This window comes from Azospirillum mesophilum (assembly GCF_053470405.2).
This window is the reverse complement of sequence record NZ_JBPXMQ020000002.1, coordinates 165,822-179,727: the sequence shown is the minus strand read 5'-3', so window position 1 is coordinate 179,727 and position 13,906 is coordinate 165,822. Positions and strand designations below refer to the sequence as shown.

Below are 13,906 nucleotides of genomic sequence, written 5' to 3'. Positions count from 1 at the left end.
ACCGGGCGAGACGGGGTGTGCCGGCCCGAACCGTTTTCTGAACACGACTGGCGTATGAGGAGCGCGATGACCGAGACCAAACGTCCCCGACCCGTTGTCCTTTGCATCCTGGATGGCTGGGGCTATCGGGAGGAGCGTGAGAACAACGCCATCGCGTTGGGCGACACGCCGAACTGGGACCGCCTGTGGTCGTCGGAGCCGCGCGCCTTCCTGGAAGCCAGCGAGGAGGAAGTCGGCCTGCCCAAGGGGCAGATGGGCAACTCCGAAGTCGGACACATGAACCTGGGTGCCGGCCGCGTGGTCATGCAGGACCTCGTGATGATCGACCACGCCATCGTCGAGGGCGAGTTCGAGCGCAACGCCGCGCTGAACGCGCTGGTGAAGGCGCTGCACCAGACCGGCGGGCGCTGCCACATCCTGGGACTGATGTCGCCGGGCGGCGTGCATTCGCACCAGGACCACATCGCCGCACTCGCCGCCGTGCTGTCGCGCGAAGGCGTTCCGGTGGAGGTCCACGCCTTCACCGACGGCCGCGACGTGCCGCCGCAGAGCGCCAAGGACCAGGTCGCCGAGTTCATGGCCGACGTGCACGAGCTGCCGGGCGTCAACGTCGCCACGGTCTCCGGCCGATACTACGCCATGGACCGCGACAAGCGCTGGGACCGCGTGGCGAAGGCCTACGCCGCCATCGTCCGCGCCGAGGGCGAGAAGGCCGCCGACCCCATCCAGGCCATCGACCAGAGCTACGCCACCGGCAAGCATGACGAATTCATCCTGCCGACGATCATCGACGGCTACACCGGCCTGAAGGACGGAGACGCCATCCTGATGGCGAACTTCCGCGCCGACCGCGCCCGCGAGATCCTGGCCGCCTTCGTGGACCCGGCCTTCGACGGCTTCGACCGGGGCGCGGCGCCCAAGCTGGCCGCGGCGGTCGGCATGGTCGAATACTCCTCGGCGCTCGCCAAGCTGATGACGACCATCTTTCCGCCGAAATCCCTGACCAAGGTGCTGGGCGAAGTGGTCAGCGAGGCCGGTTTGACTCAGTTGCGCATCGCCGAGACGGAAAAGTACCCGCACGTCACCTTCTTCTTCAACGGCGGGGAGGAGCGCGTCTATCCGGGTGAGGACCGCATCCTGGTGCCGTCCCCGAAGGTCGCCACCTACGACCTGCAGCCGGAAATGTCGGCCGCCGAGGTGACCGACAAGGTCGTGGAGGCCGTGGACAGCGGCAAGTACGACCTCGTGGTCATCAACTACGCCAACCCCGACATGGTCGGCCACACCGGCTTCCTCGACGCCGCCATGAAGGCGGTCAACGCCGTGGACACCAGCCTCGGCCGGCTGGAGGCCGCGGTGCGCCGACAGGGCGGCGTGATGCTGGTCACCGCCGACCACGGCAACTGCGAGCTGATGCTGGACCCGGACACCAACGGCCCGCACACCGCCCACACGCTGGACCGGGTGCCGCTGCTGCTGATCAACGGCCCCGCCGACGTCAAGGCGATCCGCAGCGGCCGTCTGGCCGACATCGCGCCGACCCTGCTCGACCTGATGACGCTGCCCAAGCCCGCCGAGATGACCGGCGCCAGCCTCCTCGACCGCGCCACCGCGCAAGCCGCCGCGGAATAAGGCATGGGAAGGGGAAAAGCCGTCATATCTCCCTCCCCCGCCCAGCGGGGGAGGGTCGGGGTGGGGGCCTCGCAGCCTCCGCACACGCGCATTCCCCTTTCTCCGCCGCAAGCCGACCGGCCCGTAGGTTGGGTTGAGCCCCGCGAAACCCAACACTTCCGCAACGCCGCGGGTGTTGGGTTTCGCTGGCGCTCAACCCAACCTACGATCCTGCTACTCGCCGCCCTCACCCTCGCGACGCCGGCCTTCGCGCAGGGCGAGGCGCCCAACCAGACGCTGAAGCGGGTGGAACAGGAAATCCAGGCCGACAAGGCCCGTCAGAAGCAGCTGGAACAGCAGTCGCAGGCCCTTCAGCGCGAACTGGACGACCTGCGCGCCAAGCTGGTCGGGCTGGCCGACGAGGAACGCGCCCAGGAAGGCGACCTCGACCAGTTGGAAGAGACGCTGACCGCCCTGGAGGCGGAGGAGCGCGAACGCTCGGCCCGCCTGGACGGCGAGCGCCAGCAGATCGCCGGCCTGCTCGCCGCCCTTCAGCGACTCGCCCGCATCCCGCCGGAAGCGGCACTCGCCCGGCCGGAGGGGCCGGTGGACACGCTGCGCTCCGCCCTGTTGCTGCGCGACACCGTGCCGGCCCTGCGTGCCCGCGCCGACGAGCTGGCAAGCGCGCTCACGAAGCTGGCCGAAACGCGGGAAAAGCTGGAAGGGCAGCGCGCCCGCACGCTGGCCGCCCGGACGGCTCTGGCCGAACGGCGCAAGGAGATGGCCCGGCTGGTCGCCCGACGCGAGGAGCTGTCGCGCCAGACCGAGGGCGAGCGCGTCCAGGTCGCCCAGCACACCGCGCGCCTGACCGGCCAAGCCGCCGACCTGCGCCAGTTGATGGAGCGAATCGAGGCCGAACGCCGCGCGGCCGAAGCCGCCGCCAAGCGCGAGGCCGAGCGGCTGGAAGCCGAGCGGAAAGAGGCGGAGCGCAAACTCGCCGAACAGCGCCTTGCTGAACAAAGAGCCACCGAACGCAAGCTGGCCGCCCAGCGGGAAGCGGAACGCAAGGAGGCCGAGCGCAAGCTGGCCGAGGAAAAGGCCGCCGCCGAACAGCGCCTTGCCGAACAGCGGGCTGCCGAGCAGCGCGCGGCGGAGCAGAAGGCCAGGGCGGAGGCCGAAATCGCCGCCGCCCAGCGCGCCGCCCCCGGCGCCGCAACCGGCGGGGAGCGCCTGCCTGTGGGCGGCCGGGTGGCCGTGCGCTACGGCGAGGCGGACCGCTTCGGCGCCACCAGCCGGGGCGTCACCATCCAGGCCCGGCCCGGCGCCACGGTGGTGACGCCCCAGGCCGGAACGATCGTGTTCGCCGGCCCGTTCCGCGGTTATGGGCAAATCTTGATCGTGGAACACAGCAATGGATATCATAGCCTGATTGCTGGGTTTGGCCGCATCGACACGGCCGTTGGAAAGCGCGTGGCCACGGGAGAGCCGATCGGCCAGATGCCCGCCGACGGCAACCCGGATCTCTACTTCGAGCTTCGAAGACATGGTCAGCCGATCAACCCGCAGCGGGGTTTCGGCGCCCCGGAGGGGAAAGGACAAGGGTAGATGAGGATAGCGAAGCGTGCCGCCACAGCAGCCGCCCTGGTGTTCCTGGGCGCCGGCGTTGCCACCGTCACCGCACAATCGAACAACAACAGCAGCAACACGTCGGAAACCTACCGGCAGCTGAACCTGTTCGGCGACGTGTTCGAGCGTGTGCGCGCCGAATATGTCGAACAGGTGACGGACGAGCAGCTTGTCGAGTCCGCCATCAACGGCATGCTGACCTCGCTCGACCCGCATTCCAGCTACCTGAACCGGAAGAGCTTCCAGGACATGCAGGTGCAGACCCGCGGCGAATTCGGCGGGCTGGGCATCGAGGTCACGATGGAAAACGGCCTGATCAAGGTCGTGTCGCCCATCGACGACACCCCCGCCTTCCGGGCCGGGTTGCAGCCGGGCGACCTGATCGTCCAGCTGAACGGCGAGGCGGTCATGGGCCTGTCCCTGAACGAGGCGGTGGAGAAGATGCGCGGCCCCGTGGGCAGCGACATCAAGGTCACCGTCCGCCGCGGCGAGGCTGGCGAGCCGTTCGAGGTCACGCTGACCCGCGCCGTCATCAAGGTGCAGTCGGTCCGCTACCGCACCGAGGGCGACATCGGCTACATCCGCATCACCAGCTTCAACGAGCAGACGCAGCAGGGGCTGGAGAAGGCCATCGCCTCCATCCAGCAACAGATCGGCGACAAGCTGAAGGGCTACGTGCTGGATCTGCGCAACAACCCCGGCGGCCTGCTCGACCAGGCGGTGTCGGTGTCCGACACCTTCCTCGACAAGGGCGAGATCGTCTCCACCCGCGGCCGCAAGGCCGAGGAGGGCACGCGCTACAACGCCAAGCCCGGCGACCTCGCCAAGGGCCTGCCGGTGGTGGTGCTGATCAACGGCGGTTCGGCCTCGGCGTCGGAAATCGTGGCCGGCGCGCTGCAGGACCACAAGCGGGCGCTGATCCTGGGCACCCAATCCTTCGGCAAGGGCTCGGTCCAGACCATCATCCCGCTGCCCGGGCACGGCGCCATGCGCCTGACCACCGCGCGCTACTACACCCCGTCGGGCCGCTCCATCCAGGCGCTGGGCATCACCCCGGACATCGAGGTGCATCCGGCCAAGGTGGAGGAGACCGACCAGGGCCTCGCCCGGCGGCGCGAAAGCGACCTGCGCGGCGCGCTGCGCAACCCGGACGCCGCCGGCCAGCCGCCGCGCCCGGCCACCACGCAGCCGAACCAGCCGGCCCCCGGACCGGGCGCCAGCAACGCCCCGGTGCCGGGCGGCGCGCCGAAGGCTCCGGCCAACGCCAACACCCCGCCCGCCAACACCCCGCCAGGCGCGACCCCGCCGGGTGAGAGTGGCGAGGCGGCGGCCAACGGCCAGCAGCCGCCGTTCGACTACCAGCTGGCGCGCGCGCTCGACCTGCTGCGGGGCGTCGCCCTGTTCCAGGCCCGCAACACCCACTGAGGGGAGCGCCCGTGAACGCCGCCGCTCTGCTGGGCCGCCTGAAGGTCGATGTCCGGGGTTTCCGCCCCGGCTTCGGCTGGCTTTCGCGCGGGAAGCGCGCCCGGCAGTACGACGGTTTTTCGGACCCTCCGCGAGGCGGCCGGCCGGGGCGGGAGCCGATGTCGGCCTCGTCCAAGGCGCTGGCCGGCGCCTCCCTCGCGGTGGTGCTGGCCTTGGGCGGTCTGGCCGGGTGGCTGGCGATGCACGCCGAGGACACGACCCTTGCCTGGGAAGCCGGGATTCCCAAGGTGCAGGTGCCGGTGAAGGGCGCGCTGCCGCCCGCTCCGCCGGCCCCAATGGTGGCGGCCCCGCCCCCGCCGGCTCCCCCCACCGTGACGCCTCCGCCCCCGCCGCCGGTGGCCGCCACCCCGGCGCTGGCGGCCCCGGCTGTGCCGGCACCACTGCCGCCCGTTGTGGCGGAGGGGCCGGTCACGCTGGTTCCGGCACCGGTGCCCGGACTGGTGGAGGACTCGCGCAACGGTCCGCTGCCGCGCATTTCCGACGACGGGCGCAAGCCCTGGCAGGTCTACGCCCGCCCCTTCCCCGCCGCCGACAAGCGCCCACGCATCGCCATCGTGCTGGCCGACCTGGGCGTGTCCGGCGTGACGACGGGCAACGCCCTGCAAAAGCTGCCGCCGACCGTGACGCTGGCCTTCGTTCCCTACGCCGAGCGGCTGGACAGCTGGGTCGAGCGCGCTCGCAGCAAGGGGCACGAGATCATGCTGTCCGTGCCCATGGAGCCGCAGACCTATCCCCGCGACGATCCGGGCCCCAACGCCCTGCTGACCATGCTGGCGCCCGACCGCAACCTGGAGCGGCTGGAATGGTCGCTGGGCAAGGCGGTCGGCTATGTGGGCATCACCAGCACGACGGGCAGCAAGTTCACCGGGTCGGCCGACGCCATGAAACCGGTGATTGACGTGATGAAGGCCCGCGGCCTGATGTTCCTGGACGCCAAAGCCAACCCGAAGAGCGTCGGCGGGTCGCTCGCCGCACAGGCCGGCGTGCCGCGCGCCTTCGCGGACCGGGTGATCGACCGCGACCTGTCGCGCGGCGCCATCGACGACCAGTTGAAGGAGCTGGAGGCCGTCGCCAAGGCCAACGGCAGCGCTGTGGGCATCGGCTCGGCCTACCCCAGCACCATCGAACGCATCAACCTGTGGCTCACCGGCCTCGCCGACCGCGGTTTCGTCATCGCGCCGGTCTCGGCCGTGGCCAATCTTCAGAAGCAGTAAGTCGCCATGAGCAAGCCCGGCAAGGCCATCGACCGCAACGCCCTCCCCTACCGTCCCTGCGTGGGGGTGATGCTGCTGAACGACCGCGGGCAGGTCTTCGTCGCCAAGCGCTACGACAGCAAGGACGCCTGGCAGATGCCGCAGGGTGGCATCGACGAGGGCGAAGGCGTGCACGAGGCGGCCCTGCGCGAACTGAAGGAGGAGATCGGCACTGACAAGGCCGAAATCCTGGGGGAAACGGCGGAGAAGCTTCGCTACGACCTGCCGGACCACCTGCTCGGCAAGGTTTGGAAAGGCCGCTGGCGCGGGCAGGAGCAGGTGTGGATCGCCGCCCGCTTCACCGGCATCGACGCGGACATCGACCTCGACACCGAGCATCCGGAGTTCGACGCCTGGAAATGGGTCGACGCCGACGACCTGCCGAACCTGATCGTGCCCTTCAAACGCCCGGTCTACGAGGCCGTGCTGGCCGAATTCCAGGGCGTGATCGCCGGGCTTCGCCGCTGAAAACCGGCCGGTTGAGTGGTAGCCCTCAGGCCACCTTGGCCAACTTCTTCGCCCGGCTGTCCACCAGCCACCACGCACCTCGCGTCGCGAGGTTATAAAAGCGCGTGTGCGGCTTCAGGCCACAAGCCTTGAACACCATCGCCACGGCGCGGTCGATGTGTTTCGGCCGGTAGCGCCCGTAGGCGCGGCGCATGTAGGCTTGGTTGTAGGTTTTGTGGACGTAGGTCTCGCCCTCTGGCGCGTTGGCGGCGAAGTAGGCGTAGGCCAGCTCGTCGTCCTCCGACTCGCCGATGCGCGACAGGGCGACCTTCAGACGCTGGAACTTGGTGAGCTGCTCCAGTTCCAGATACTTCTTGGTGTAGGTGTAGAAGATCTTGTAGTGGCGCAGTTCGTCGGCCGCGATGTTCTTGCAGATCAGCTTCAGGAGCGGTTCGTCGGTCGAATCGCCGATGGCGGCGTAGTAGGAGCTGGTGCCCGTCTCGACCATGCAGCGGGCGATCATCTCGCCGCTGCGGGAGCCGCGCACGGAGGAGTTCACGTCGATCGGCACGCGGTAGCCGGTGCGGAACCGCTCCACGGCGCGGTCGAAGTTGAAGGTCGGATCGACCAGCTCCGCCCATTTGCCGAGCGCACGCCCGTGCTGGACCTCCTCGACCGCCCAGCCACGCGCGACCTCCTGAAAGTCGGGATCGTCGTGGAAGACGTTGCAGAGGTAAGCGGTGTAATCGTCGGCGTTGAACTCGACCAACGCCGCCGCCTTTATCAGCGGCACGAGATCCGGATCGATCTTCGAGCGGTCGAGTTGGTCCCAGGGAAGCTCTTCATAATTCCAGTGCAAGTCCACCATTCCGCCCTGCTCCCCGGTTCTTCTTGATCTGGCACCGATGTGGATGTTCTAGCCCCAAAAACAAAGCGCCTCAACGGTCTGACCGGGAGGCGCCTTTGCCCTGAGGGGCCGAATATGAAGCGGTGATGCCGCCCTGCAACGAAAACGGCCCGGCGCGCGATGGCGTTCGGGCCGTTGCCGATGTCACGTTGCCGATGTCAGTGGGCGGTCGCGCCGGTCGCGTCGAGCTTGGCGCGGGCGACGGCGAGCTTCGCCTCCACCCGGGCGCGCTCGTCGTCGGACTTGGCGTCCTCCAGATCCTCGCCGAGGTCGCGGATGTCCTGCTCGACCTTGGCGCGGTCGATGTCGGCCACCGGAACGGCCTCTTCGGCCAGAACGGTGCAGCGGGCCTCGGTCACCTCGGCGAAGCCGCCAGCGACGAACACCCGGTCCACGACCCGGTCGCCCTCGTAGACATCGATCACGCCCGGACGGACGGTCGAGATCATCGGGGAATGACCGGCGAGAACACCGAAATCACCTTCCGAACCCGGCACCACGACCATGTCGACGGGCTGCGAGGTCAGCAGCTTCTCCGGAGAGACCAGCTCGAATTCGACTTTATCGGCCATGGGTTTCCTGGTGCCTCTTCATAAGAACCCTCTCCCCCGGGACCGGGGGAGAGGGGAGCCTCGTTGTTGACCTTGGCTGCCTTTTATCAGGCGGCTTCGGCGGCCAGCTTCTTCGCCTTGGCAATCGCCTCGTCGATGGTGCCGACCATGTAGAAGGCGGCTTCCGGCAGGTGGTCGTAGTCGCCGTTCACGATGCCCTTGAAGCCGCGGATCGTCTCTTCCAGCGGGACGAGCACGCCCGGGGTGCCGGTGAACACCTCGGCGACGTGGAACGGCTGGGAGAGGAAGCGCTGGATCTTGCGGGCGCGGGCCACGACCAGCTTGTCCTCTTCCGACAGCTCGTCCATGCCCAGGATCGCGATGATGTCCTGCAGCGACTTGTAGGTCTGCAGAACGCGCTGCACCGAACGGGCGACCGAGTAGTGCTCTTCACCCACGACGCGCGGGTCGAGAATGCGGCTGGTCGAGTCCAGCGGGTCCACCGCCGGGAAGATCGCCATTTCGGCGATCTGACGCGACAGCACCGTGGTGGCGTCCAAGTGGGCGAAGGAGGTGGCCGGGGCCGGGTCGGTCAGGTCGTCGGCGGGCACGTAAATGGCCTGCACCGAGGTGATCGAGCCCTTCTTCGTGGAGGTGATGCGCTCCTGCAGGGCGCCCATGTCCGTGGCCAGCGTCGGCTGGTAACCCACCGCCGAGGGGATGCGGCCGAGAAGCGCCGACACCTCGGAGCCCGCCTGCGTGAAGCGGAAGATGTTGTCCACGAAGAACAGCACGTCCTGACCTTCCTCGTCGCGGAAGTATTCCGCGAGCGTCAGGCCGGACAGGGCGACGCGGGCGCGGGCGCCCGGCGGCTCGTTCATCTGACCGTACACGAGCGCCACCTTGGAGCCCGGGCCGTCGAGCTTGATGACGCCCGACTCGATCATTTCGTGGTAGAGGTCGTTGCCCTCGCGGGTGCGCTCGCCGACGCCCGCGAACACCGACACACCGCCGTGCGCCTTCGCGACGTTGTTGATCAGCTCCATGATGGTCACGGTCTTGCCCACGCCGGCGCCGCCGAACAGGCCGATCTTGCCGCCCTTGGCGTAGGGGGCCAGCAGGTCGATGACCTTGATGCCGGTGATCAGCACTTCGGCGTCCGTCGACTGCTCGACGAAGTCCGGGGCCGAACGGTGGATCGGCAGAGTGCGGTCGGCGCCGAGGTCGCCGCGCTCGTCGATCGGCTCACCGATCACGTTGATGATGCGGCCGAGGGTGGCCGGGCCGACCGGCACGGCGATCGGGGCGCCGGTGTCCGTCACCTCGGCGCCGCGGACCAGGCCGTCGGTGCTGTCCATGGCGATGGCGCGGACCGTGCTCTCGCCGAGGTGCTGCGCAACTTCGAGAACGAGGGTCTTGCCGTCGTTCTGCGTGTGCAGCGCGTTCAGAATGGCCGGCAGCTCGCCGTCGAACTGGACGTCGACAACGGCGCCCGTGACCTGCGTGATCTTGCCGACGGCGTTCGTCGCCTGGGTGGTGGTGGCCATGGAGTAAAGCTCCCTCGGAACTCGATAATTGTCGGATGTGCCGTCGTATCGACCGCGAACGCTGCGCCTGTCAGACCGCCTCGGCGCCGGAGATGATCTCGATCAGCTCCTTGGTGATGTAGGCCTGGCGCGTGCGGTTGTAGGTGATCGTCAGCTTGTTGATCATGTCGCCGGCGTTGCGCGTCGCGTTGTCCATCGCGGTCATGCGGGCACCCTGTTCGGATGCGGCGCTCTCCAGGAGGGCGCGATAGACCTGGATGGACAGGTTGCGCGGCAGCAGCTCGGCCAGGATCTGCTCTTCGTCCGGCTCAAACTCGTAGATCGCCTTCGCCTCGCCGCCGACGGCCTCTTCCTGCGTCGCCTCGACGGCGAAGGGGATCAGCTGCTGGACGGTGACGATCTGCGAAATCGCCGACTTGAACTTGTTGAAGATCACCGAGCAGACGTCGAATTCGCCCGCGTCGAACATCGACAGGACCTTCTGCGCGACCATGTCGGCATCGGCGAAGGACAGCTTGCGCCGGCCCACGTCCTCATAGGTCTCGACGATGAGCGAGCCAAACTCGCGGCGCAGCTGGTCGCGGGCCTTGCGGCCGACGGTGACCAGCTTCACCGTCTTGCCTTCCGACAGAAGGCGCTGAATCTGGCGGCGCGACTCGCGGACGATGGAGCCGTTGAAGGCGCCACAGAGGCCGCGGTCGGAGCTGATGATGATCAGGAGGTGCACCTGGTCGGCGCCCGTGCCCGTCATCAGCTTCGGCCCGTTTCCGGAGTCCTGCACGTTGGCCGCGAGAGAGGCCAGCATGCGGCCCATGCGCTCGGCGTAGGGACGGCCGGCTTCCGCCTGCTCCTGCGCGCGGCGGAGCTTGGAAGCGGCGACCATCTTCATCGCCGAGGTGATCTTGCGCGTCGACTGGACGCTGCTGATCCGGTTCTTTAGGTCCTTAAGGCTTGGCATGCCGGCCCTTCATTCCGCTCGGGGTCGTTCGGGTGGAAAGCGGGGGCGTGAAACGCCCCCGCAGTCAATCAGACGAACACCTTGGAGAAGCTGTCGAGGAAAGCCTTCAGCTTCTCCTCGGTCGCCGCCGAGATCGCCTTCTCGTTGCGGATCGTCGCCAGGATGTCGGCACCCTTGGACCGGATCTCGCCGAGGAACTTGGCCTCGAAGCGGTTGACGTCCTCGACCTTGATCTTGTCGAGGTAGCCCTTCACGCCCGAGAAGATCGAGACGACCTGCTCTTCCACCGGCAGCGGCTGGAACTGCGGCTGCTTCAGCAGCTCGGTCAGACGGGCGCCGCGGGCCAGCAGGCGCTGGGTGGCGGCGTCGAGGTCCGAGGCGAACTGCGCGAAGGCGGCCATTTCGCGGTACTGGGCCAGCTCCATCTTGATGGTGCCGGCGACCTGCTTCATCGCCTTGATCTGGGCGGCCGAGCCGACGCGCGACACCGACAGACCGACGTTGATGGCGGGGCGGATGCCCTTATAGAACAGGCCCGTTTCCAGGAAGATCTGGCCGTCGGTGATCGAGATCACGTTCGTCGGGATGTAGGCCGACACGTCGCCGGCCTGCGTCTCGATGACCGGCAGGGCGGTCAGCGAGCCGTTGCCGTGCTTGTCGCCCATCTTGGCGGCGCGCTCGAGCAGACGGGAGTGGAGGTAGAACACGTCGCCCGGGTAGGCTTCGCGGCCCGGCGGACGGCGGAGCAGCAGGGACATCTGACGGTAGGCGACGGCCTGCTTGGACAGGTCATCGTACACGATCAGGGCGTGCATGCCGTTGTCGCGGAAGTACTCGCCCATCGTGCAGCCGGTGTACGGCGCCAGGAACTGCAGCGGAGCGGGCTCCGACGCGGTCGCGGCAACGACGATCGAGTATTCCAGGGCGCCGGCGTCTTCCAGGGTCTTGACGATCTGGGCGACGGTGGAGCGCTTCTGACCGACGGCGACGTAGATGCAGTAGAGCTTCTTGCTCTCGTCGTCGCCCTGGTTGATCGGCTTCTGGTTCAGGAAGGTGTCGATGACGACGGCGGTCTTGCCGGTCTGGCGGTCACCGATGATCAGCTCGCGCTGGCCGCGGCCGATCGGAACCAGCGAGTCAACGGCCTTCAGGCCGGTCTGCATCGGCTCGTGCACCGACTTGCGCGGGATGATGCCGGGGGCCTTCACCTCGACGCGCTTGCGCTCGACGTCGACCAGCGGGCCCTTGCCGTCGATCGGGTTGCCGAGACCGTCCACGACGCGGCCCAGCAGACCGCGGCCGACCGGCACGTCCACGATGGTGCCCGTGCGCTTGACGGTGTCGCCTTCCTTGATCTCGCTGTCGGAGCCGAAAATCACGATACCGACGTTGTCGGTCTCGAGGTTCAGCGCCATGCCCTTGATGCCACCGGGGAACTCGACCATCTCGCCGGCGCGCACATTGTCCAGGCCGTGCACGCGGGCAACACCGTCACCCACCGACAGCACCTGGCCGACCTCGGCGACGTCCGCCTCGGTACCGAAATTCGCGATCTGCTGCTTGAGGATCGCAGAGATTTCTGCGGCGCGGATATCCATCAGACTGATCCCCCTGAGGCCTTCATGGCGAGTTGCAATTTGTCCAGCTTCGTGCGCACGGAGGTATCGACCATGCGCGAGCCGAACTTAACGATCATGCCCCCGATCAGCGCGGGATCGACCGTGGTGTTGACCAACACCTTCGATCCGATCGACGCCTTGAGGGCGTCCGTGACCGCGGCGAGCTGAGCGTCGCTCAGCGGCTTCGCGGACGTGACCTGAGCGGTCACTTCGCCTCGGCGACGGGCCAGTTCGGCCAGATAGCCGTCGATCATGCCCTCAAGCGCGAACAGGCGGCGGTTTTTGGCCACCAGCCCGATGAAACGCTTGGTCAGATCGGAGACCTCGGCGCGATCCAGAACCGCGGCCATGGCCCGGCCCTGATCGGCACGGCTGATCACGGGACTACGGACGAGGCGGCGAAGGTCGGCGCTCTCGGCCAGGATTTGCTTCAGCGTCGTCAGATCGCTCGCGACCTGATCCAGCGCTTTGTTCTCATCCGCAAGCTCGAACAGCGCGATGGAGTAGCGCGTAGCGAGTTCGGAAACGCCTGTACCTTCGGATGCCACCTGATCCCTCGAATTGAGTTCGGTAGACGGTGAATTTTCAGGGCCTTAAAGGGTCGTAAACCCACATCGCGTCGGCCCAGCCCGCGAAAGCGAGCGGTCCAATATCACAGGATTAGCCCCCGCGCAACGGGGTCTGGACAATTTGAGTGCGGCTATTTGATCAAGCGCCATGCGGGGTTGGCAAAGGACGCCGCCGTAAAATGGACATACCACTTTGCAGACGCAAGAGGCGTCAAGAGGACGAGGCTGTGACCTTAGCGGTCGTTTAACATCCGCTTAACCATTCAAGCCCACCGTGCCCCCATCGCGTTGCATCGACAAGACTCGACCGTCGACGCACCCCATCCAAAAGCGCTTCTTCAATTCGCGCGTCTTGAATCGCCCGTCAGACCAGAAAAGACCAAGGCCAGCCATGACCGTCGTCGCCTTCTCCTGCGCCCGCTTCACGCCCGCCGATCTCACCGAGTTTGAATCGGTGGCGGAGCCGAAGCTGCGCCTGGGCCACTGGGCCGGCGTCGTCCGCGAGACGGGCCGCGAGTTCGACCGCCTTCTGGTCCTTCTGCCGGGCGTGGACCGCCCCGTCTTCCGGTTCGAGCGCGATGGGCGCGGCCGCTACAGCCTGTCCTTCAACGACCGTTCGGGCTGGTACGGCATCGGGACCGGCGCCACGGCGGCCGAGTGCCTGTCGATCTGGCGCCCCCGCCCGCGCGCCGAACGCGGCCTTTCCGTTCTCTGATTCCCGTTCTCTGATTCGGGGCGCTCCAGGCGTCGTTTTTCCTGAAAAGCCCGCCCGAGTCGCCGCTTTACCGGTACACCCCGACCGACAGCATATAGGGCGCCCCGTCCAGGTCGATCCGGCGGACATGCATCGTCTTCGGTGCGATCTGGCCCGACAGCGGGTCCGTCCATTTGTAGGACACCGCCCCCGCCCCCTTCTCCGCGACGAGGTCCAGCGCCTCGCGGATGAAGGGCCGGCCGTCCACGTCCTTCAGATCCATCAGGTTCGCGCCGTTCAGCGTCGGCGTCCAGCCGTGGGCCACCATGTTGCCGTCCCGGTCGATCAGCGTCGGGTACAGGTCGCGGTCGATGAAGGCCCCGTCGCGGCGCGAGAAGGCGTCCGCCGCGGCGGCGGCGCCGTGCCCGCGCAGGAAGGTCGCGGCCTTGTCGAGCAGCGCCTTGGCCTCCGCCTCCGTCCCGCGGGTCCCCGCGGGCACGCCCGCCGCCACCGCGATGACGAGCAGCAGGAGCAGAACGGGAAGCACCGTCAGCAGCGTTTGAAGGTGAAGGCGGCCGGGCAGCCTGGGCATGGGGGGACTCGGAATGGAACGACGACGACAGTCTGGTAGTACCAAGG

At 67.7% G+C, this 13,906-nt stretch carries 13 protein-coding genes; 6 read left to right on the top strand and 7 right to left on the bottom strand.

The genetic code is table 11. From position 1 onward, the window contains the following. The first annotated feature begins 66 nt into the window (after nt 1-66). The 5 genes from gpmI to ACSVC7_RS02975 all read left to right on the top strand — a co-directional run bounded on the left by gpmI (nt 67) and on the right by ACSVC7_RS02975 (nt 6,443). Nucleotides 67-1,632 (top strand): 2,3-bisphosphoglycerate-independent phosphoglycerate mutase, encoded by a 1,566-nt coding sequence (gpmI, locus tag ACSVC7_RS02995; RefSeq protein ID WP_448202653.1) that lies wholly within the window; start codon nt 67-69, stop codon nt 1,630-1,632. A 285-nt stretch (nt 1,633-1,917) separates the two neighbouring features. Continuing rightward, complete coding sequence (locus ACSVC7_RS02990; RefSeq protein WP_483507952.1) at nt 1,918-3,216, top strand: murein hydrolase activator EnvC family protein; 1,299 nt, start codon at nt 1,918-1,920, stop codon at nt 3,214-3,216. Next, entirely contained in the window at nt 3,217-4,662 is a 1,446-nt protein-coding gene (locus ACSVC7_RS02985; RefSeq protein ID WP_448202654.1) for a S41 family peptidase, read from the top strand. A gap of 11 nt (nt 4,663-4,673) precedes the next feature. Continuing rightward, a complete protein-coding gene (locus ACSVC7_RS02980) occupies nt 4,674-5,936 on the top strand; it encodes a divergent polysaccharide deacetylase family protein (RefSeq protein ID WP_448202655.1) in 1,263 nt (420 codons plus the stop codon). Nucleotides 5,937-5,942: 6 nt separating this feature from the next. After that, nucleotides 5,943-6,443, top strand: coding sequence for an RNA pyrophosphohydrolase (locus tag ACSVC7_RS02975; protein WP_448202656.1), 501 nt, complete (start codon nt 5,943-5,945; stop codon nt 6,441-6,443). A 25-nt stretch (nt 6,444-6,468) separates the two neighbouring features. Here the strand turns inward: ACSVC7_RS02975 and ACSVC7_RS02970 are convergent, their stop codons facing one another. The 6 genes from ACSVC7_RS02970 to ACSVC7_RS02945 all read right to left on the bottom strand — a co-directional run bounded on the left by ACSVC7_RS02970 (nt 6,469) and on the right by ACSVC7_RS02945 (nt 12,552). Next, nucleotides 6,469-7,290, bottom strand: a complete 822-nt coding sequence (locus ACSVC7_RS02970) for an acyl-ACP desaturase (RefSeq protein WP_448202657.1) — start codon at nt 7,288-7,290, stop codon at nt 6,469-6,471. A 197-nt stretch (nt 7,291-7,487) separates the two neighbouring features. Then, on the bottom strand, nt 7,488-7,901 hold the full coding sequence (locus tag ACSVC7_RS02965; RefSeq protein ID WP_448202658.1) for a F0F1 ATP synthase subunit epsilon: 414 nt from the start codon (nt 7,899-7,901) through the stop codon (nt 7,488-7,490). Nucleotides 7,902-7,987: 86 nt separating this feature from the next. Further along, complete coding sequence (gene atpD / locus ACSVC7_RS02960) at nt 7,988-9,427, bottom strand: F0F1 ATP synthase subunit beta (RefSeq protein ID WP_448202659.1); 1,440 nt, start codon at nt 9,425-9,427, stop codon at nt 7,988-7,990. 70 nt (nt 9,428-9,497) lie between these two features. Further along, nucleotides 9,498-10,385: a F0F1 ATP synthase subunit gamma gene (locus tag ACSVC7_RS02955; protein ID WP_448202660.1), complete on the bottom strand. Its 888-nt coding sequence runs from the start codon at nt 10,383-10,385 to the stop codon at nt 9,498-9,500. Nucleotides 10,386-10,453: 68 nt separating this feature from the next. Further along, complete coding sequence (gene atpA, locus ACSVC7_RS02950; protein ID WP_448202661.1) at nt 10,454-11,983, bottom strand: F0F1 ATP synthase subunit alpha; 1,530 nt, start codon at nt 11,981-11,983, stop codon at nt 10,454-10,456. Then, nucleotides 11,983-12,552: a F0F1 ATP synthase subunit delta gene (locus ACSVC7_RS02945; protein ID WP_448202662.1), complete on the bottom strand. Its 570-nt coding sequence runs from the start codon at nt 12,550-12,552 to the stop codon at nt 11,983-11,985. The genes atpA and ACSVC7_RS02945 overlap by 1 nt, the downstream gene beginning before the upstream one ends. Nucleotides 12,553-12,964: 412 nt before the next feature. On the opposite strand from ACSVC7_RS02945, the gene ACSVC7_RS02940 reads away from it, so the two are divergent. Beyond that, complete coding sequence (locus ACSVC7_RS02940; protein ID WP_448202663.1) at nt 12,965-13,288, top strand: hypothetical protein; 324 nt, start codon at nt 12,965-12,967, stop codon at nt 13,286-13,288. A gap of 67 nt (nt 13,289-13,355) precedes the next feature. On the opposite strand, the gene ACSVC7_RS02935 is transcribed toward ACSVC7_RS02940, so the two are convergent. Continuing rightward, on the bottom strand, nt 13,356-13,859 hold the full coding sequence (locus ACSVC7_RS02935) for a cache domain-containing protein (protein ID WP_448202664.1): 504 nt from the start codon (nt 13,857-13,859) through the stop codon (nt 13,356-13,358). Nucleotides 13,860-13,906 lie beyond the last annotated feature (47 nt).

Bases quoted from the DNA above. Each gene is read 5' to 3' on its own strand.
- gpmI (WP_448202653.1), top strand. From the start codon at position 67: ATGACCGAGACCAAACGTCCCCGACCCGTTGTCCTTTGCATCCTGGAT.
- ACSVC7_RS02985 (WP_448202654.1), top strand. From the start codon at position 3,217: ATGAGGATAGCGAAGCGTGCCGCCACAGCAGCCGCCCTGGTGTTCCTG.
- ACSVC7_RS02975 (WP_448202656.1), top strand. From the start codon at position 5,943: ATGAGCAAGCCCGGCAAGGCCATCGACCGCAACGCCCTCCCCTACCGT.
- ACSVC7_RS02970 (WP_448202657.1), bottom strand. From the start codon at position 7,290: ATGGTGGACTTGCACTGGAATTATGAAGAGCTTCCCTGGGACCAACTC.
- ACSVC7_RS02965 (WP_448202658.1), bottom strand. From the start codon at position 7,901: ATGGCCGATAAAGTCGAATTCGAGCTGGTCTCTCCGGAGAAGCTGCTG.
- atpD (WP_448202659.1), bottom strand. From the start codon at position 9,427: ATGGCCACCACCACCCAGGCGACGAACGCCGTCGGCAAGATCACGCAG.
- ACSVC7_RS02955 (WP_448202660.1), bottom strand. From the start codon at position 10,385: ATGCCAAGCCTTAAGGACCTAAAGAACCGGATCAGCAGCGTCCAGTCG.
- atpA (WP_448202661.1), bottom strand. From the start codon at position 11,983: ATGGATATCCGCGCCGCAGAAATCTCTGCGATCCTCAAGCAGCAGATC.
- ACSVC7_RS02940 (WP_448202663.1), top strand. From the start codon at position 12,965: ATGACCGTCGTCGCCTTCTCCTGCGCCCGCTTCACGCCCGCCGATCTC.
- ACSVC7_RS02935 (WP_448202664.1), bottom strand. From the start codon at position 13,859: ATGCCCAGGCTGCCCGGCCGCCTTCACCTTCAAACGCTGCTGACGGTG.